General features: G+C 62.0%; 15 protein-coding genes and 1 tRNA gene. 4 read left to right on the top strand and 12 right to left on the bottom strand.

The genetic code is table 11. The features are described from left to right. The first annotated feature begins 35 nt into the window (after positions 1-35). Complete coding sequence (locus LZC95_41295) at positions 36-662, top strand: hypothetical protein (GenBank protein WXA92872.1); 627 nt, start codon at positions 36-38, stop codon at positions 660-662. 13 nt (positions 663-675) lie between these two features. Here the strand turns inward: LZC95_41295 and LZC95_41290 are convergent, their stop codons facing one another. Continuing rightward, complete coding sequence (locus LZC95_41290; GenBank protein ID WXA92871.1) at positions 676-2685, bottom strand: hypothetical protein; 2010 nt, start codon at positions 2683-2685, stop codon at positions 676-678. 262 nt (positions 2686-2947) lie between these two features. On the opposite strand from LZC95_41290, the gene ppsA reads away from it, so the two are divergent. Then, positions 2948-5557, top strand: coding sequence for a phosphoenolpyruvate synthase (gene ppsA / locus LZC95_41285; protein WXA92870.1), 2610 nt, complete (start codon positions 2948-2950; stop codon positions 5555-5557). Between the two features lie 719 nt (positions 5558-6276). Here ppsA and LZC95_41280 read toward each other — a convergent pair. From LZC95_41280 to LZC95_41265, 4 genes are all read right to left on the bottom strand, one after another. Continuing rightward, positions 6277-7389 (bottom strand): hypothetical protein, encoded by a 1113-nt coding sequence (locus LZC95_41280; GenBank protein WXA92869.1) that lies wholly within the window; start codon positions 7387-7389, stop codon positions 6277-6279. 337 nt (positions 7390-7726) lie between these two features. Next, positions 7727-7799 (bottom strand) — tRNA-Ala (locus LZC95_41275). Positions 7800-7919: 120 nt separating this feature from the next. Then, positions 7920-8594: a type III secretion system export apparatus subunit SctR gene (gene sctR, locus LZC95_41270; protein WXA92868.1), complete on the bottom strand. Its 675-nt coding sequence runs from the start codon at positions 8592-8594 to the stop codon at positions 7920-7922. Next, positions 8591-8950: a flagellar biosynthetic protein FliO gene (locus tag LZC95_41265; GenBank protein WXA92867.1), complete on the bottom strand. Its 360-nt coding sequence runs from the start codon at positions 8948-8950 to the stop codon at positions 8591-8593. The genes sctR and LZC95_41265 overlap by 4 nt, the downstream gene beginning before the upstream one ends. A 127-nt stretch (positions 8951-9077) precedes the next feature. On the opposite strand from LZC95_41265, the gene LZC95_41260 reads away from it, so the two are divergent. Further along, a complete protein-coding gene (locus LZC95_41260) occupies positions 9078-10310 on the top strand; it encodes an aspartate kinase (GenBank protein ID WXA92866.1) in 1233 nt (410 codons plus the stop codon). A 6-nt stretch (positions 10311-10316) separates the two neighbouring features. On the opposite strand, the gene LZC95_41255 is transcribed toward LZC95_41260, so the two are convergent. Both LZC95_41255 and LZC95_41250 read right to left on the bottom strand, forming a co-directional pair. After that, positions 10317-11354: an AraC family transcriptional regulator gene (locus LZC95_41255; protein ID WXA92865.1), complete on the bottom strand. Its 1038-nt coding sequence runs from the start codon at positions 11352-11354 to the stop codon at positions 10317-10319. A 61-nt stretch (positions 11355-11415) separates the two neighbouring features. Further along, entirely contained in the window at positions 11416-12438 is a 1023-nt protein-coding gene (locus LZC95_41250) for an AraC family transcriptional regulator (protein WXA92864.1), read from the bottom strand. A 162-nt stretch (positions 12439-12600) separates the two neighbouring features. Between LZC95_41250 and LZC95_41245 the strand changes: the two genes are divergently transcribed. Then, positions 12601-12909 (top strand): biopolymer transporter ExbD, encoded by a 309-nt coding sequence (locus tag LZC95_41245; GenBank protein WXA92863.1) that lies wholly within the window; start codon positions 12601-12603, stop codon positions 12907-12909. Between the two features lie 246 nt (positions 12910-13155). Here the strand turns inward: LZC95_41245 and LZC95_41240 are convergent, their stop codons facing one another. The 5 genes from LZC95_41240 to LZC95_41220 form a co-directional block, all read right to left on the bottom strand. Then, on the bottom strand, positions 13156-13713 hold the full coding sequence (locus LZC95_41240) for a hypothetical protein (protein WXA92862.1): 558 nt from the start codon (positions 13711-13713) through the stop codon (positions 13156-13158). Next, the gene (locus LZC95_41235; protein ID WXA92861.1) at positions 13710-14270 is read right to left on the bottom strand and encodes a porin family protein; all 561 of its coding nucleotides are present in this window, start codon (positions 14268-14270) and stop codon (positions 13710-13712) included. Before LZC95_41235 ends, LZC95_41240 begins: the two co-directional genes overlap by 4 nt. Beyond that, positions 14267-16255, bottom strand: a complete 1989-nt coding sequence (locus LZC95_41230; protein ID WXA92860.1) for a thioredoxin domain-containing protein — start codon at positions 16253-16255, stop codon at positions 14267-14269. Before LZC95_41230 ends, LZC95_41235 begins: the two co-directional genes overlap by 4 nt. A 130-nt stretch (positions 16256-16385) precedes the next feature. Next, on the bottom strand, positions 16386-18401 hold the full coding sequence (locus LZC95_41225) for a thioredoxin domain-containing protein (protein WXA92859.1): 2016 nt from the start codon (positions 18399-18401) through the stop codon (positions 16386-16388). Between the two features lie 272 nt (positions 18402-18673). Beyond that, positions 18674-19075, bottom strand: a complete 402-nt coding sequence (locus LZC95_41220) for a hypothetical protein (GenBank protein ID WXA92858.1) — start codon at positions 19073-19075, stop codon at positions 18674-18676. Positions 19076-19081: the final 6 nt, after the last annotated feature.

Genomic DNA, 19081 nt, shown 5'->3' with positions numbered 1-19081 from the left:
ATACCATGACAATCGCACGATACGCTTTTGGTGCCATGTTTACTCTCTCGGCTTTGGGCTGCAGCAGCTCGGACGACGTCCCTGGCCCAACACCGACCGTCGCCGACGGGACGATTGAAGCCGCATCCTTCGCCGGGCAGCCGCGCGCGCTCGTCGCCACGGACGAGACGGGCCGGGAGCTATCCGTCCCACTCGACCCAGGACATCGATTTCGCATCGAGTTGCCTGAGCCCCATACGTACCATCTAAGTATCGAAACGGATCGGGGCCGTGCGCGTATCGTGTTTCCCCGGGGAAACCGAACGGATTCGGCATTTTCCCTGACCACCACGGGCGCTCTGATTCACCTGGGGCGCATACGTCGCATCGCCGACCTCGCATCGCCCGTCGTCGTCGATGCCGCGCAATGTGTAGATGGCACCGTGAATGGCGCGGGAATCTGCACTACCTCCGTGTCTCGCATCGAATGCTCGGACCAAAGTACGAGCTACGCCCATGCGTGTTCGGACGTCGAGGTGGTCCTTGGGTACGGTCCTCTCGACAAAGTGCCCGGCGTGGACCCCACGCGTGACACGTTCGCCGTGCCCGCCCTCTCGCCCCCTTGCGAAGTGTATGGCTGCAACGTGCCGCCCCCGCCCCCTGACGAAAACTTGAATCCCTGATGGCCTCACGCGGTTAGCGTGCAGCGTAGCGGCCGGTCTCTCCGTACCATGCGAGATCGCCGGCCAGCCACGAGGCGAGCGCGCCTGCATGCTCGCGAACGGCCTGGCGATCGCGCGCATTCAGGCGAAGCTCGTCGAACAGCGAGTGCAGATCGGTGGTCACGATCCGTTCGAATCGCTGCACACTGCAGGTCATGACCGCGTTGGCCACCTCCACGGCTTGCTGCAACTCGCACTGGAAAAAGTGCTGAAGGACCAGGACGCCGTTGTTGACGTCGCGTTCGTCCTCGATTTCCTTTCGGTAGGAAAAAATGTCATTGCGAAAGCCGACATTGTCCGCGAAGGCATGGACGAGATTCCGAAGCTGCGTGGAATTCGCGAGCTCGATGGGCAGCGGCTCGGCCATGCTCAGAAATCCGAGTTGCGTCGACAACTCCGTCCCCGACGTCTTGCGGCGCATTTCGACGTAGTCGATGGGATCGGCAATGCGCTTTTGAACGTCGTTGCCGAGCTCCCACAGGTTCCCTTCCGCAAAGGCCATGACGTAATCCGGAAATCGGGATCGGACTTCATCGCGCATGCCGGGCGCCGTTCGCGTCCATACGTCCGCGAGGCCTCGCTCCACGGGACTGGTGGGGTGCGGGGCGGCTGCGCTGCCCTGCGGCATGAACGCCGGCAGCCGCTCGACGAACGCCTTCGCCCCCGCGAGATCGTGTGTCGCCTTGTAGGCTCGAACGAAATGGTCATCGAGCGCAAAAGCCCAGATATCCCATATGCCCAAATGCTCCAACTTCGCCCGGGGCGCACGAGGATGCGTCAACGCAGCAAATAGGACGAGCTCGAGGGAATCGTAGCGGCGCGCATCCCAAACGCACCCCGGTGCCTCACCCACGATGCCCATCTCCTGCGCCCATCGCCTCCCGTAGAAACGCGCTTCGGCCAGGTGCGGATTCACCGTGGGTTTCCACGGCATGTAGAACGAGGGCAGCGCGAAAGGATAGCCCGCGCTATTTTTCCGGAGTGAATGCCGCTCTCGATACCTCGTCGGGCGCGAAGACGCATCGCGAGGCCCGCTCGTATAACGGCTCGAGTGGCGGTGTGCTTCGGCGATGCCCGATTGGTAATCTCGAAGAGCATTCACGTATTCGATGGCTCGGGCATGCACGCTCGCATTCGCGCCGCGTTCTTCCAAATAGGGAATCAGCTCCGTGAGCGCGGCATGTTCGAATCGCTGCAGTCTGGCCGCCCGCAGCGTCTCCACGTGTCGGACGGCTTCCCCGGCGCCGCAATCGAGAAACGTGGCCGCGACCCGTACGGCATTGCTGGTCTCGCGTTCGCTCGCGATCTCCCGCTCGTACGAGTGAATGTCGTTCAGCAGCGCGAGACCATCGGCGAATGCCTCCTCGAGTGTGCGCAGCGGAGGCGTGGCTCTCAATTCGTCGGGCAGCTCCGTTCCTTGCGATATCTCGACGAGGTTCGTTGCCCAGAGATGACGGCCCCCATGCCGGCGGAAGCCCACGTATTCGAATGGATCGGGCGTACGCTCCCGTGCCATATGAGCAAGCTCCCACGAATTACCTCGGAGCAACTCGGTCGTACTCCGAGCCAACCGTTTCATGAAGTCGGCGGACATGACGTCAGCGGTCCGCGCCCACACGTCGGCCAGGCCGAGCTCCGCGGGATTCGCTTTCGCGGGTCGCTCGCCAGCCATCACGGCAACCAGGCGCTCCACGTACTGCGTGGCGCCGTCCACGTTGCGCGAGCGCTTGAAGGCCATGACGCAATGGTCGTCCACGAAGAGAGCCCAGACGAACCAGTCGTTCAAAAGATTCAGCGCGAGGCTCGGTGCATCTGGAAAACCAAGGGCGCACATCCGAGCGATCTCCATCGCGTCGAACGCATCCTCGCTCCACGGCCGCCCACCGAGCATGCCCATCGCGAGCGCCCACGCCTTACCGTGCTCCCGCGCGCTCTCCCAATGAGCATTCCGCCGCGGCGGATGCGCAACATGAAAGCTGGTCATCGTTCGAGCGTACCCGCTTTATTCGGTACGCGCGCAGAACCGCCGTCGGCTCGTCGACCGCATCTGTGTCCTTCTTATGCGATCGGTATCGAGCGCGTCAAGGCACTACGATGACAGACAATCCAGACAATCGACTGGACGGAGCGAATCAAATCTCATAAATTGCCACCCCATGAATGGCATTTACAGGAGCTCCGAATTACGAATCTACAACCATCTTACCTGACCGTTTCCGAGATTGCAAGCAGAAAGGAAGGCGCGCATGGATTCGTATACGCTTGGTTTTCACGAAATCGATAAAGCAAAGCTTGCGACGGCCGGAGGCAAGGGAGCCAACCTGGGGGAACTCGCCAGGATTGAAGGAATAAAAGTACCGGACGGCTTTTGCGTCACGACCGAAGCCTACAAGGAAGTCGTTGCGAATCACGATGAGGTCCGTTCTCTACTGGATCGGTTGTCCCTTCTAAAAGCAGACGACGGCAACGCCATCGGTGAAATTGGCGCAAGGATTCGAAACGTCATCGAAGGAATAGCCATTCCACAGAAAATCGTCGATGAAATTTATCGGCATCTTGCACGCCTTGGCGACAACGATGCCTATGCCGTACGCTCCAGCGCTACAGCGGAAGATCTGCCGACTGCCTCCTTCGCAGGACAGCAGGACACGTATCTGAACATCATCGGAAAAGAAGCGATCCTGAGGCATATCAGCAAGTGCTGGGCATCCTTATTTACCGACAGGGCCATCATTTACCGCCTTCAGAACGGCTTCGATCACCGAAAGGTCCACCTGTCCGTCGTCGTTCAGAAGATGATCTTCCCGCAAGCCGCGGGAATTCTCTTCACGGCCGATCCCATCACGTCCAATCGGAAAGTGGTATCCATCGATGCCAGCTTCGGACTTGGGGAGGCCCTGGTCTCCGGCCGAGTCAATGCGGATGTCTACCGTGTGCGCAACGGCAAGATCATCGACAAGAAGGTATCTTCCAAGAAGCTAGCGATTCTTGCCCTGGAAGGTGGCGGTACGAAAGAAGAGGCGATTGAGCCCGAACGGCAGAATAGCCAAACGTTGATGGATGAGCAGATCTTGCAGCTCGAGCACCTGGGTAGGAAAATCGAAAAACATTTCGGGTGCCCCCAAGATATCGAATGGTGCTTGGTCGACGAGGTAATTTACATTGTCCAAAGCCGACCGATCACGACTTTGTACCCCATTCCTGAAGGGAATGACGGCGGCAATCACGTTTATGTGTCGGTCGCCCATCAACAAATGATGACCGACCCCATGAAGCCATTGGGGATATCCTTGTTCCAGCTGACCGCGTTTGGATCAATGTTCAAAGCTGCTGGAAGATTGTTCGTCGATGTCACACAGCGTCTAGCCTCGCCTGCCAGTCGAGAAGTTTTGCTGAATGCCATGGGGCAACACGATCCCCTCATGAAAGATGCACTCGTGACCATCACGGAACGAGGCGACTTCATCGAACCGCTGCCGAATGATGAGAAGAAAGGCAACGAAAATGCATTGTTTTCGCCCTCTCGTACCCAGATCGAAAACGATCCGAAAATCGTTTCTGAACTGATTGAGCAGTGTCAGGCATCGATAGAAGAGCTGAAAAGGTCCATTCAGACCAAGTCAGGTACGGATTTGATCGACTTCATCCTGGAGGATCTCAAGGAGCTGAAAAGGATTCTGTTCGATCCGAAGAGTTCGGCCGTATTCCTGGCTGCCATCAATGCGTCCGTGTGGCTCAATGAAAAAATGAAGGAATGGCTGGACGAGAAAAACGTTGCAGACGTGCTTTCTCAATCCGTGCCAAATAACATCACTTCGGAAATGGGCCTGGCACTGCTGGATCTTGCCGATGTGATTCGTCCTTATCCAGAAGTGATCGAATATCTCCGGCATGCAAAAGACGATGGCCTCTTGAATGGCCTGCTCGCGTTCGACGGTGGACGAGAAGTTCGAGACGCCATCAACGATTATCTCGACAAGTACGGAATGCGATGTGCGGGCGAAATCGACATCACGCGAGCTCGTTGGAGTGAAACCCCGACGGCGCTCGTTCCCTTGATTCTCAGCAACATCAAAAACTTCGAGCCCAACGCCGCCAGCCGAAAGTTCGAGCAAGGTCGAGAGGAGGCCCTGAAAAAAGAACAAGAGTTGTTGGCGCGCTTGAAGCAATTGCCCGATGGTGAAGAGAAAGCCAAAGAGACGAAGCGAATGATCGGCCTCGTTCGGAGCTTCATCGGCTATCGTGAATATCCGAAATATGGCAAGGTTAGTCGCTATTTCGTGTATAGGCAGGCTTTGCTGAAGGAAGCCGAACGACTCGTACAAGCCGGCGTTATCGATGAAAAGGAGGATATCTACTATCTCACCTTTCAAGAGCTCCGCGAAGTCGTGCGCACGAAGGAACTGAACCGCCAGATCATCGACGAGCGCAAAAATGAGCATTCGTCTTACGAGAAGCTAACTCCACCCCGCGTCATCACATCGGATGGCGAAATCGTCGTGGGCAAGTACAAGCGAGAGAACCTCCCGGCCAACGCCATCGTCGGTCTTCCTGTTTCGTCCGGAGTCATCGAGGGCCGCGCGCACGTCATCTTGAAGATGGAAGATGCCGCCCTGGGAGAAGACGACATCTTGGTCACCGCCTTTACGGACCCCAGCTGGACACCCTTGTTCGTATCCATCAAAGGCCTGGTCACCGAAGTCGGCGGTCTAATGACCCACGGCGCCGTGATCGCACGCGAATACGGCTTGCCCGCCGTCGTCGGCATCGAGAACGCCACCAAACGGATAAAAAACGGCCAGCGAATTCGCGTGAACGGAACGGAAGGGTACGTAGAGCTCCTGGACGAGAACTAGGGTGCTCCCTAGCAACCGAGCGCGGGCGCCCGGCCCTGCTACGGACGCACTTGCTTCTCGTCGGCGCGACCCCGCGCCGTCTCAGCCTCGGGCACTCCCCAAGTGCCCGAAACCCTCTTCAATCTAAGCAAAAGGGGGATCGAACACCTTGGCGGAGGGCGAGGAAAGTAGGGGTCAAGCTGTTGATATTGCATGGGAAAATGGTGAGGGTGGCCGAGCCGCGTCTTCGAGTGCATCGGAGCTTGCGACGAGCGAGGAGACCGAAGAGCCAGTGGCCTTCACCTCCGCCTTCCGCGAGGACCCGCAGAAGACCGCCCAGTGGAAAGGTTTTCTCAACCGAGCTGGCGTGACGGAGAAGGGGCTCACTCTGCCGGCGGTTATCGCCGGCGTCCGCGCCTTCCTCGACGCCCCCCTCCATGCGATTCGGAGCGGGGCGCCCCTTCCACGAACGTGGGCCGCGGGCCGATGGCGCTGATGGGAGGTAGATGGGCTCCGGCCTTTGCGTCGAGATGCAAAACGTGCGCGCGGACCGCGGAACGAAACTAGCCGAGACGTTCACTCCGATTGGCTTCTGAAATCTCGTTCGGTGGCCTCCCTTGCATGGGCGTCGTCCGACGTAGGCGGCTTCGCAATCGCTGGTGGTTGCTTGCCCGTTTCCGTGGTGTCGCCCGGACGGAATTGATCGCCGCGAAAATCGTCGACCGTCACGCGCGCGTTCACTATCGCCTCGCCTCGTTCTCGCGTTTCCATCGAGCAAAGAACGCGCGCCGTCGGAGCTGACGCTTTCGCGTCGCCTCGAACCGCTCCGCAAACTGCACGGACATGCCGTCGCGCTTGGCGAGGTCACGCAGATCGATCGCGAGCGCAATCGCATCGTCGTAAGCACTTTTCTCGACCAGCGCTTCGAGCTCTTTCCACGCCGCCTCGACGCGCGTGGCGAGCCGATCGAGCCGCTTGGTTCTCGCGGTCTCCGCGGCCCTCTGCGCCTTTGCTGCTCGCTGGGCTTGCGTACGCTCGCGCCGTTCGCGATGCGCCTCGGCCTTGACGAGAAGGTCGGCGACGGTGCGGCGTCCGACCTTCTGCGCCGGTTTCGCATTCCCGCGAAACGCGCGCAGCAGCTCGCCGCCGAGCGCGAGATTGGGATCGCTCGCCGCTCGGAGGAGCCATTCATCCTTTGCACGAGGCGCGAGCTCACGAACCCAATTCCGGAGCGCGCGCCCATCGACGGAATCTTGTTCGCTTGCCTCCGCGGCTGCCGAGATCAGATCCCCGTCGATGCGGAGGAACTCGGCCATCGTCGCCTGCGCGGCCGTGAGCGCGGCGAGGCCTGCGGGCACCGGAGGTTCCGTGTCCGTCTCGGGGACATCGGCCGCTTGAACGGCGAGCAGCCACGCGAGGTACGCGACGCGCAGATCGCCGCGCAGCAGCTCCGCGCGGAGCTGCGTGAGCGCGGCGAGAGATCCTTGGCTTTCTTCGTCATAGTCGGGCTCTTCGTCCTCGCTGTGCAGGTCGAAGATCAGGTGTTTGCCGGCGACCTTCACGCTCACGGTATCGCCGACGAAATATGCCTTGAACATCTTCGCATCCATCCGTGCCAGCGGGACGCGCAGGATCAGTCGGTGCGTTCCCCAATTGGCGAAGTACATGTGCGCGTCGAAATAACGCTCGACGAGCTTCGCAGGGTCGGCTTTCAGGTCACCCCACTGGTACTCGTTCCAGAAGCGGGTCGATGTAATCTCCGCGCGCGTGGAGATCGCGCGAAGCTCCGCCATCTGCTTCGGCGTGAGCGGCTGATCAATGGCGACGAACTCGTAGCACTGGTACTCGCTCATCGGCGCTCTCCTTGTGGCGCGCGTGCTCGATTGGTCGTCTTTTCAGTACTCTCGGCTCTCCGATATGAATGCACACGCGCTCGATCACGTGTCACTTCTACTTCATCTGACCTGACCCGTCGTGGCCGCTCGCGCTGCCAGCGCGACCCGTGAGGCCTATTCCGCGATCTCGTCCTCGAACCACGGAGGGCTACATCCGCGAAGCGGAAAACCTCTCCGTCGGGTTCGGCGACCCATCCCTGTTCTCCCGGCTGAACTCACGGGAGGCTTTGGCGCCAGTTTCGGCGTTTTGGCTTCGGCCACTCTCTCAAGTAGCCGAAATCCCTCGAGTACTTCGTGGAGCAAAGGGGGATCGAACCCCTGACCTCCGCATTGCGAACGCGGCGCTCTCCCAGCTGAGCTATTGCCCCAACATCAGCGACGGGCGCGGACTCTACGCGCCGCGGTTTAGAAGTCAAGCACCTCGTTGCTTAGCTGCCCGAGATCGCCCGAGATCTCGCCAAATTGGCCCCTTTTCCGTATCCACGCCCTCACCGGTAACCCGAGACGAGCGACTGCGCCAGCAGCCCCCAGCCGTCGATCGCCACGAAAAGGAGCAGCTTGAACGGAAGGCTCACCTGCGTCGGACTCAGCATTTGCATCCCGAGCGCCAGCAGCACGTTCGACACGACCAGGTCGATGACCAGGAAGGGCAGGAACAAGAGAAACCCGATCGCAAAGGCCTCCGTCAGCTCCGTCACCACGAACGCCGGAATCAGGATCGGCAGGTCCCTGTCCGTCACCGCCGCCCGATCCGGCTCCGCGCGCGTCTTGCGCGCGACGTCCAGGAAGCGCGTCTTCTCACGCTCCGACGCATTCGCCGCCAAAAAATCGCGCATGGGTTCGCGCACGGCCTCGAGGCCCTGGGAAACCAGGGACATCGTGTCCTTCGGTCCTTTACCCGACCAAAGGGGCTCCGCCCTATCGACAATCTTCTGCCCCACCGGCGCCATGGCCAGCAACGTGAGCGCGCTCGCCAGCGCCAAAATCACGGTGTTCGATGGCACCGAGGCCGCACCGATGGCGCTGCGCACGATCTGCAGCACCGTGGAGATCTTCACGAACGCGGTCACGCTCATGAAGGCGAACGGAATCAACGACACGAGCGCGAGTGCGACCACCAACGCGAGCGGCCGGCCAAGCGCATCGTCCACCGCCGGATTCACGAGTCCTCCTCCTTCGCGTCCTCGCCCTTCGCGCGCCGCAACCTTGCCAGTACGTCCGCAAAGCCGCTCGGCGCCGCCGCCCCCGCTTCGGGCAACCCGGGAAAGGCGCTTTCAGGCATTTCGGCCAGCTTGGTGAAGCCGCCTTCGCCCACGCCGACCACGAGCACTTGGCCGCCGACCTTCACCAGGTAAATGCAGCGGCGGGCGTCGAGGGGCAATTGCCCCACGAGTTGAATCGCGCCACTGGATTTTCCCATGCCCAACCGCTTCGCACCGTAGAGCACGACGAAGGCAATGGCGCACACGGCCACCAATGTGACGAATGTTTCGACGATGTAGCTGCCATAAGCGCTCAATGTCTTGCGTCCGTCCGTTGCCAGTTTGCGTCATTTAACCTAAACAGGGACCCGCTTTCGAAGGGTCGTGGCCCCGCGAGAGTACCTGTTTTTCAACCTACATGTGACACTCAAGTAAGGGGACAACGTGGCGCTCATCGTGCAGAAGTTCGGTGGCACCTCGGTCGGATCAATCGACCGGATTCGCAACGTGGCCCGCCGCTGTTTGGCAACCGCTGCCCAGGGCCATCAAGTCGTGGTCATCGTGAGTGCGATGAGTGGCGAAACCAATCGCCTGCTCAAGCTCGCCCACGAAGTGACCGAAATTCCCGATGCGCGCGAGATGGACGTCATCGCGGCCACCGGCGAACAGGTCTCGGCGGCGCTCACCGCGTTGGCCATCCAGCAGGAAGGCGGCAAGGCCCGCTCGCTGCTTGGCCACCAGGTGAAGATCCTGACCGACGGCGCCTACAGCAAGGCGCGCATCAAGGCCATCGAGGGCTCGAAGATCTTCTCCACCCACAAGAAGGGCGCGATCGCGGTCGTGGCCGGCTTCCAGGGTGTCGACGAGAACGGCGACATCACCACGTTGGGACGCGGCGGCTCGGACACCACCGCCGTCGCCGTGGCCGCGGCCATCGGGGCCGACGTCTGCGAGATCTACACGGACGTCGACGGCGTCTACACGACGGACCCGGGCGTGTGCCCCGAGGCCCGCAAAATCCCGAAAATCTCGTTCGAAGAAATGCTGGAGCTGGCCTCGCTCGGCGCCAAAGTTCTCCAGATCCGGAGCGTGGAAATCGCCATGAAGTATGGCGTGCCGATCCACGTTCGAAGTTCGTTTTCCGACGCGGAGGGTACCTGGGTGACTAAAGAAGACAAATCGCTGGAAGAGGTGGTCGTCACCGGCGTGGCGTACGACAAGAACGAAGCACGCGTGGTGGTTGCGGGCGTCGAAGACAAGCCCGGCGTCGTGGCGGAGCTTTTCGGCACCATCGCGGAGAAGAACGTCTCCGTCGACATGATCATCCAGAGCCCCGCCGTCGGTAACAATGGCGAGAGCCGCACGGACGTGGCCTTCACCGTCCTCAAGACCGACTTGCCCCGGGCCAAGCCGTTCATCGAGGAAGTGGCCAAGTCGCTGAAGGCCCAGTCGGTCCGCTACGACGAGGGTATCGTCAAAGTTTCCATCGTCGGCCTGGGCATGCGCTCGCACGCCGGCGTCGCGGCCAAGATGTTCCGCATCCTCGCGCAGGAGGGCATCAACATCTCGGCCATCTCGACCAGCGAGATCAAGGTCTCCTGTCTCGTTGCCGACAAGTACACCGAGCTGGCCGTCCGCGCATTGCACGCGGGATTCGGCCTCTCGGACAAGACCTGATCGGTCTCAGGCAACCTGTTGCGTCGCAGCCTGCGCCATCTTCCGGCGGAAACCGCCGGGGGTGGCGCCGCGCCATTTCATGAAGGCGCGCTCGAAGCCGCTGCGGTCCGAATAGCCGAGGAGCAGCGCAATCTCGTAGATCGTCAGCTTCGGATCGCGCAGGTACATCTCGGCCAAGTCGCGCCGCACCTCGTCGAGCTCCTCTTGGAACGAGGTGTGGGCCTCCTGCAGGCGCCGCTGCAACGTGCGCCCGCTGAATTGCAGCCGCTTTGCAATCTCGGCCAGGGTGGGGGTCACGCGCGCCTGCAGGCATTGGCGGATCTGCTCGTGCAGGCCCGGAATGCGCTGGATGATGCCCGACTCCGGCACCATGAGTGAGTCCGCGTACTTCTCCAGCCAGGGCAGCAGTTGCGGATCGCCCTCGACCATGGGGTAAGAGAGCACCTCGCGATCGAACGTGAGCTCGTTGCGGCCCGCCTCGAAGTGCAGCTGCGTCGTTCCGAAGAACTGCTCGAGCGGCGTCACGTCGGCGGGCGCCGGGTGCGCGAACTCCACGCGCAGCAGCTTGACCGGCTTCGCCGTGCTCTCCTGCATGACGCTGAGGCACGTGGCCAGCACGAACTCGCTCGCATGGCGGCCCATGCATCCGGGTTCGCCGGGGATGCGGTGCACGATGGACGCCTCGTTCGGGCCCTTGCGCAGCTCGATGCGCGCCGAATCCGAGAGGAGCGTCATGTATTGCGAGACGCGGCTCACCGCGTCCTCGATATCGGCCGCATTGCGTGCGGCGTATTCGACGAGCCCGTAGCTCCCCGGCTGCCGCTCCATGGCCATGTGCAGGCCGAGGTAGTCGTCGCCCAACGCGGCGGCGGCGCGATCCGTTGCTTCGCGAAATGCGGTCAACGGAATGGTCATGACCTTGAGCACCTCGCCCGTGGGCTCGGGCAGTTCGAGCTCGCGCTGGATGGTGGCCACCGTGTCGGTCGCACCCTTCTTCACGAGCCAGTCGAAGAGAGTTGGTAGGAACGAAGATCGAAAAAGCATGTTTTTGAACCTGACGAAATCGGTGTGGGCCTAAAAAAACGAGCGCACGAGGCGCGGAGAATCACGATGCACGTGCGCGGCGGAGTCGGAATTCGCGCGGGGTGGTTCCGCACCATTTCATGAAGGCGCGTTCGAACCCGCTGCGATGCGAATAACCGAGCAGCAATGCAATTTCGTAAACGGTCAGCTTCGGGTCGGACAGGTACGACTCGGCCAGCTCGCGCCGGACGGCGTCCAGTACGTCCTGAAACGAGGTGCGCGCATCTTGGAGGCGGCGCTGCAAGGTGCGTCCGCTGAGTTGCATGCGGCGCGCGACCTCGGCCAGCGTGGGTGCTTCTTTGGTCTGCAGACAGAGACGAATCTGCTCGTGCAAACCGGGGATGCGTGCGGCGAGCGCCGACTCGTGCGGGAGCATCGTGGCGGCGTAGCTGTCGAGCCAAGGCAGCAGCGCGCGATCGCTCCCATTGATGGGCAGCGACAGCGTGCGCTCCTCGAAGGCGAGGAGGTTGTGGCCTGCGTCGAAGACGATGTTCGACGTGCCGAAGAAGCGCTCCAGCTCCGTGATGTCGGCCGGGGCGCTATGTGCGAACTCCACACGCCGCGCGGAGACGGCGACCTGGCTCGCCTCGCGCACGACGCGCAGGATGATGGCGAGGCTGAACTCATTGGCGTGCCGACCCATGGCCCCGGGCTCCTCGGGCACGAAGTGCACGAGAGAGCACTCTTGCTCGAGCTTTCGCAATTCGATGCGGGTGGTGTCCGAGACCAACGGCAAGTAACGCGCAATGCGGTTCAGCACCTCCCCGACATCGGGGGCATTGCGCGCGGCGTATTCGAGGAGCCCATAACTGCCATGCGGCACGCGCTGGGCGAGATGAAGACCGAGACACTCGTCTCCAAGCCGCTCGGCGGCGAGGGAAACCGCTGCGCGGAACGTCGGAAGCGGAACCGTCATCTCGCTCACGAGCCCCGCCGTCGGCGCTGGGAGCTCGAGCTCGCGCTGGATGCCGTCGGCTATCGCTTCATGTCCATTGGCGCGCATGGATTCGAAGAGGAGAGGAAGGAAGGGTGACCGAATCAACATGGTACCGATACCATGCCCTAAAGAATGCATGTATCTGGGTACGTTGGCCACCACATGGAGCTTCCCTCCCCCATGCGCCCAAGGCGCCAAAACGACCCGTGAGCTCTAGCGTGTCCGGGAACTTCCCCCCAGGCCATCACTCCAAATGATCGGAGGTGAATCATGGCAGGTCTCGACCTGGGGCATCGCGGTGGGGTGCGTCGAAATGTCATCGTAGACATCGAGCCAATCCCAATGATCGATCTGATGATGGTGATGATTTCGTTTCTGCTCATCACCGCGGTGTGGTCGCACATGGCGCGTATGGACGTCGCGGCCAACGTTCCTGCGCCAGGTGATCCGATGACGACACCCGTGGCAGAGAAGGTCCTTCACCTCGAAATCAAGGACGATTTATTTATTCTAAGTTGGCGGCACGAGAAAAAAGTGATCACGCGCACAGAAATTTCTCGCCGCTTTGCGCCGACATGATGCCCGTGCTCGACGCGCTGCACAGCGTCAAACGCTCGCCGACGCCCGTGGCCCTCGAACAGAAGAGGAAAACCGCCAAGACGCCAAGGACGCCAAGATGGATGGATGTGGCTGAAGCCCCGAGGAGCGTCATCCCCAACCCTTGGCGTTCTTGGCGTCTTGGCGGTTCCCTCTCTCCTCTCCGCAAATGGATTTAGGGGAGCCTTCGAGGTGACCTTCGCCGTCGATTAGTCGATGGAGCGGGGGTTACCAGCCCCACACGTATTCGGCGCGCAGGAACGCGGTCGTGTAGCTCGGGTAGGTCGAGATCTTCGACAGGAGAAAGTGCTGCCGCAGGGCCAACCCGACGGAGAAGCTGCGCGAGACTTGGTAATCGATGCCCAGGGCAGCCTGCGCGCCTGCGGCCCCCACGACCCCGTCGCTCGCCGGGCCATGAACGAGGTACCCGCCGCCGAGAAGACCGACGTAAGGGACCCATTGCACGACATCGAAGCTGTAGCCGATGCCCGCGGCGGCGTGCGACAGGAGGAGCGTGCGGCTCCCCGAGGCCCCGGCGAAGCCTTCGGTCGCCGGAATCGACAGCACCGACGTTCCCCCCTCGACGAGCAAATTGAGGTTGTCTTTCAGCCCATAACTGTAATGGAGCGCGCCCCCGCCCCCCGGCGCGAGCGACGTATTCTCCGCCTTGAGAAGGCTGAATCCGCCGCCGAACCCCAGGTGATGCTGCCGCTCGAACGCGTGCGCTTCCCGCGCGCCCGCGAGTGCGACCACCGCGGCTGCGACCATGGCGATGCGCGGTTTCATCGGCCCCACACGATTTCGGCCCGGAGAAAGCCCGAATAGTAAGAGGGATACTGCTTCATTTCGGTGAGCAAGAGATGCTGCCGAATGGCAACGCCGAGCGCAAAATGGGGAGTAACCATGTAATCGACTCCTACGGCCAACTGGATTCCGAAAGTGAAAAGCGTCTTGTCCAACGTACCGCCCGTGAGCGCCGAGCCACTGGCCATCACACCGCCGTAGGGCGCCCACTTTTGCAGGACATCGAGCACGTAGCCCACGCCGACACCCAGCGTATCCACGCCCGTGGGTCGCGTGCGTGGCACGTCCGGCGCGGGCGTCTCCTCCTTGGCCACGATGGCCGACGAGGCCTCGCTGATGAAGCGAAACGCGTCCGTGATTTGATACGTGTAGTGCAGCGTGAAAATCGGCCCGATGGAGTGCGTGCTCTTGTCGTCCACCTTGAGGATGGAAACGCCGCCTCCCAGTCCCAAATGGTGCTCCCGTTCCAGGGCGCTCGCATCGCGTGGGGCGATGGCGAGCGCCAGGGCGGCGCACGAGGCACCGAGCCAACGAGTCAACGCGCTTTTCCGGCGGCGGCGGGCTTCCCCGCCTCGGCGAGGGCGCGCTCCACGAGGCGTTTGAAGCTCCGATACGGCTGGGCGCCCGACAGGTAATACCCATTGATGAGGAACGCCGGTGTTCCGTTGATGCCCGATTCGGTGGCCACCTTGGCATCGGCATCCACGTCCGCACCATGGGTGTGCGCATCGAGCGATTGCCCGAACTTCGCCACGTCCAATCCCACCTGGCCGGCATACCCTTCGAGCGAAGCGCGATCGAGCTGCGTCTGATTGGCAAATAGCAAATCATGCATCTTGAAGAAGCCTGCGCTTCCTTTTTGCCGATAGGCTTCCGTCGCCGCCTCCGCTGCGAGATGGGCATCCTTGTGGAAAGGAAGGGGCAGGTGACGGAACACCAGCTTTACGCGTCCGTCGTAGTCCTTCATGATCTGTTCGACGGTGCCCGTCACACGCTGGCAGAAGGGGCACTGGAAGTCCGAGAACTCCACGATGGTGACCTTGGCCGCCGCATTTCCGCGCGTCGGTGCATCCTTCGACGGGGGCACGGTTTTCTTCTCCGGCTCCGGCGCACTCTTTCCGTCTTTGACCAAGGCCTCGTAAAGCTTTGCCGGCGCCGTTCCCTTCGCGAGAAGATCACGTGCTCGCTGCAGCTCCTGCTCGATGACCTTGTCGAACACCTCGATCGGCTGCGCCCCGACGACCCGCCGCCCATTGACGAAGAAGGTCGGCGTTCCCGTTGCGCCCAAATCGTCGGCCAAGAATTGGTCCGCTTCGATCTTCGCCTTGTGCCGGTGCGACGCGAAAGCGGACTTTACCTTGCTCGCATCGAGCTTCACGTCGCTGGCAATGGCCAGCAAATCCGCCTCGTCCAGCGCCGGCGCCTTTTCGAACAGCTTGTCGTGCGCCGCCCAGAAACCGCGTACACCCTTTTGGGTCTGCGCCTCCACCGCGAGCTCCGCCGCCGGCATGGCGCGCTTGTGGAAGGGCAGCGGGTTGTTCTTCCAAACGATGCGCACGTCCTTCGGGTACTTCTCCGTGATTGCTTTGACCGTATCCTCGGCGCGCTTGCAGAAGGGGCACTCGAAGTCGCTGAACTCGACGATGGTCACCGGTGCATTCGCCGGTCCCAAGGTCGGGCTCGCGGCCAGCGGCACCTTGAAAATCGTCTTGTCGGCCGACGGATCGTCTCGTTCGTCGTCGTCCGCGTCTTTCGCATACTTGCGATTGGCCGCGGTCATCTCCAAGTAAATGCGATCGCGCACCGTGCCGGTCTTCGCCTGGGCGGCGGCCTTGATCATCTCTTCGTCGATGACCTTCGTGAACGACTCTTTCGGCTGCGCGCCGGAAACGAGAACGCCGTTGATGAAGAAGGCCGGGGTGCCATTGACCTTGAGTTCGGCCATCAAGTCCATGTCGCGGCGGACCTTCTCACCCCAGGTATGCTTGTCGAGCCCGACGAGGATCTTCTTTCCGTCCACGCCGGCCTCTTGCGCCCACGACGAGAGCTCGGCCGACGTTGCACGCACGTCGGGGTTGCGCTGCTTCATGCGCGCGAACGCCACGGCGTGGAACTTCCAAAACGCGGCATTGCCGCCCAGCGCGAAAACGCCTTGCCCCGCCTCGGCGAGCACCTGCGCATCGGCATGAAAGGGCAGGGGAAAGTTCTTCCACACGACCCGGAGCTTGTCCTTGCCGTAGTCGGCCTTCAACTGCTCGACGGTGTGTTCGGCCCGCTCACAAAACGGGCACTGAAAATCGCCAATCTCGACGATCGTGACCGGCGCCCAACGGCTGCCCCACACGGGATCGTCCGGCCCAATCGGAACGGGGCCCTCGTTCTCGCTCACCTGCGACGTGGCCTCCACGTCGGGCGCCTTCGGGGCATCGGTCTTCGCCGGCGCAGGCTGCGTAGTTTGATAAGGCGCGCTCCCGCATCCGAGCAAAAGCAACAGAGTCGCGCAAAGTCCAAGCAAAGCTTTCATACGAAATTTCTTCTCTCTTCCCGTCCACGTCCACGTTCCCGTTCCCGTCCCCGATCCATTCCCGTAGCCCGAGAGATCGGGAACGGGAACGGGAACGGGAACGTGTACGGGAAGCCGCGAGCGCTCTAACTCACTTCGCCTCGGCGAGGGCGCGGTCGATCACCTTACGGAACTTCGCGTACGGCTGGGCGCCGTTCACGTAGTAGCCGTTGATGATGAACGCCGGCGTGCCGTTGATGCCGGCGTCGTTGGCGACCTTCATGTCCGCGTCGACCTCGGCCTTGTGGACCTGGTTGTCGAGCGCCAACTTGAACTTCGCCATATCGAGGCCAATCTGCTGGGCGTACTTGTCGAGCGCCTCGCGCTTCAGACCGCCCTCGGTGCCCTGGTTCTCGAAGAGCAGGTCGTGCATCTTCCAGAACGCCTCGGAGCCCTTCTGCTTGAAGGCCTCTTGGGCAGCCTGCGCAGCCAGCGGTGCATCGGGGTGCATCGGCAGCGGGAGGTGGCGCCAGGTGATCTTCACCTTGTCGCCGTAGTTCTTCATCACTTCCTTCACCGAATCGTTCACGCGCTTGCAGAACGGGCACTGGAAGTCGCTGATCTCGAGGATCGTCACCTTCGCGCTCGGGTTGCCCTTCACCGGGGCGTTGGTCGGAAGCGCGACGTTCTTCTTCTCCGGTTCGGGAACGCCTTTGCCGTCCTTCACCAGCGTGTCGTAGACCTCGTTCGGCTTCGTGCCCTTGGCGAGCAGCGCGTTCGCCTTGGTGATCTCCTCGTCGATCATGCCCTTGAACTTCTCGAAGGGCTGCGCGCCCACGAGGCGGCGGCCGTTGATGAAGAAGTGCGGGGTGCCCGAGGCCTGGAAGTCGTCCGCCTGATCCTGATCGGCGTCGATCTCCTTCTTGTACTTGTGCTCCTTGATGGCCGACTTGACCTTGTCGACGTTCAGGCCAAGGTCCTTGGCCACCGACTCGAGGTCGGCGTCTTCGAGCTTCGGCGCCGACTCGAACAGCTTGTCGTGCGCATCCCAGAAGCCCTTGTCGCCCTTCTGGGCGCGGGCCTCGAGCGCGACCTCGGCGGCCGGCTCGGCGCGCGGGTGCATCGGAAGCGGCTCGTGCTTCCACACGATGCGAACCTTGTCACCGTAGGTCTCGCGCACCTTCTTCAGGCTCTCCTCACCGCGCTTGCAGTAGGGGCACTGGAAGTCGGAAAACTCCACGATCGTGACGAGCGCCTTGTCGCTTCCGAGCACGGGGCTCTTGCCGACGGGCAGCTTCCAGATCGACTTGTCTTCCTTCTCGTCTTCGTCGTCGGCCGGCGGAGGCGCAGCCTTCTTGTTCTCCTGCGACATCGCCACGTAGACCTTGTCCTTGGCGGTGCCGGACGCGATCTTCGCCTGGGCCTTCTGCAGCTCCTGATCGATGACGGACTTGAACTTCTCGAACGGCTGCGCGCCCGAGAGCGAGACGCCGTTGATCATGAAGCCCGGCGTTCCGTTGATGCCGACCTGCTTGGCAATCGCGTGGTCCTTCTCGACCTTGTCGGCCCACTTGTGCGACGAGAGACCGGCCTTGTACTTGGCCATGTCGGTCACGCCGGCCTGCTGCGCCCACTTCTCGTAGTTCTCTTGGGTGAGCTGCTGCTGATTCTTGAACGCGAGGTCGTGGAACTTCCAGAACGCGTCGTTGCCTTTCAGTTCGAACACGCCTTGGCCGGCTTCGGCCGAGGGCTTCGCATTCTGGTGGAAGGGCAGAGGCTCGTTCTTCCAAACGATACGGACCTTGTCCGGGCCGTACGTGGTCTTGATCTGCTCGATGGTCGGCTCCACGCGTCCGCAGTACGGGCACTGGAAGTCGGAGAACTCCACGATGGTGACGGGGGCCGCGCGATTGCCCCAAACCGGATCCTTGCTGTCGACCGGAACGGGAGAATCGGAATCGCTCCACGCTCCTCCGGCCGCCGAGTTGTCGGCGGTGATTTCGCCACTCTTGAAGCGGTGCGTGTCGTAGCCCCACATGAGGGCCGCTCCCGCCAAGAAGCACAGGACGAAGCCGATGACGGCGACCCCCGTGTTCATGCCGCCGCCTTCGGGGGCGGCTGGCTGCGCCTTGCTCTCCGGCGCTTTATCCTTGCTCTCTTTTGCCATGATTCATTCCTTTTCCAAGTTGCAACGAAGTCTGTGACGGGCGGATCGCCGGAGACGGCGATTCGCCCAGTTTGCGTTGGGGCGCTTCGAGCACGAGCGCGTGCGCGTGCACGATCACGATCACGATCACGTGAACGATCACGATCACGCAAACGATCACGTGCACAGGCGCGCTCACAAGGTCACGGACACCGATCTCGTGTTCGTGATCGTCTCACGTGATCGTGTTCGTGATCGTCTTCGTGATCGCGCACGCGCTCGTGCTCGAAGCGTTACCGAGGCGGCCGCTCGATCTCTACGCGTACCCCGCGATGCTCGGTCTCCTCGACCGCAATCACCGCTTCCACCCGCACGAAGGCCGCCTTTTTTACGCGTACCCCTCGCGCCAGCACCGCTTCCGTCCCTGCTGCCCCCGACTCGGGCATCGGCGCGCGCCCTTGCTCGTAGGCGCTCCAGAGCACCCGCAGGCAATCGCAATCGTCGGCCTCGCCCAAATCAATCGACGCATTGGGCGCGTCCAAGGTCGGCGTCGGCGCGAACGTCGTCGCCCCCCTCTGGTCGCACTGGGGGGCCGATCGCGAGGGCGCTGCCGGCTCGCCTGGGCCTGATTGCGCAGTCGCTGCGAAAACCGGGGCGGCCACCAGCCACGTCGCGAGCGCGACGACGATGGCCATGACGGT

This window comes from Sorangiineae bacterium MSr12523 (genome assembly GCA_037157775.1).
Lineage (GTDB): Bacteria > Myxococcota_A > Polyangia > Polyangiales > Polyangiaceae > Pendulispora > Pendulispora brunnea.
The sequence above is the reverse complement of the archived record's forward strand: the minus strand, read 5'-3'. Positions and strand labels throughout refer to the sequence as shown.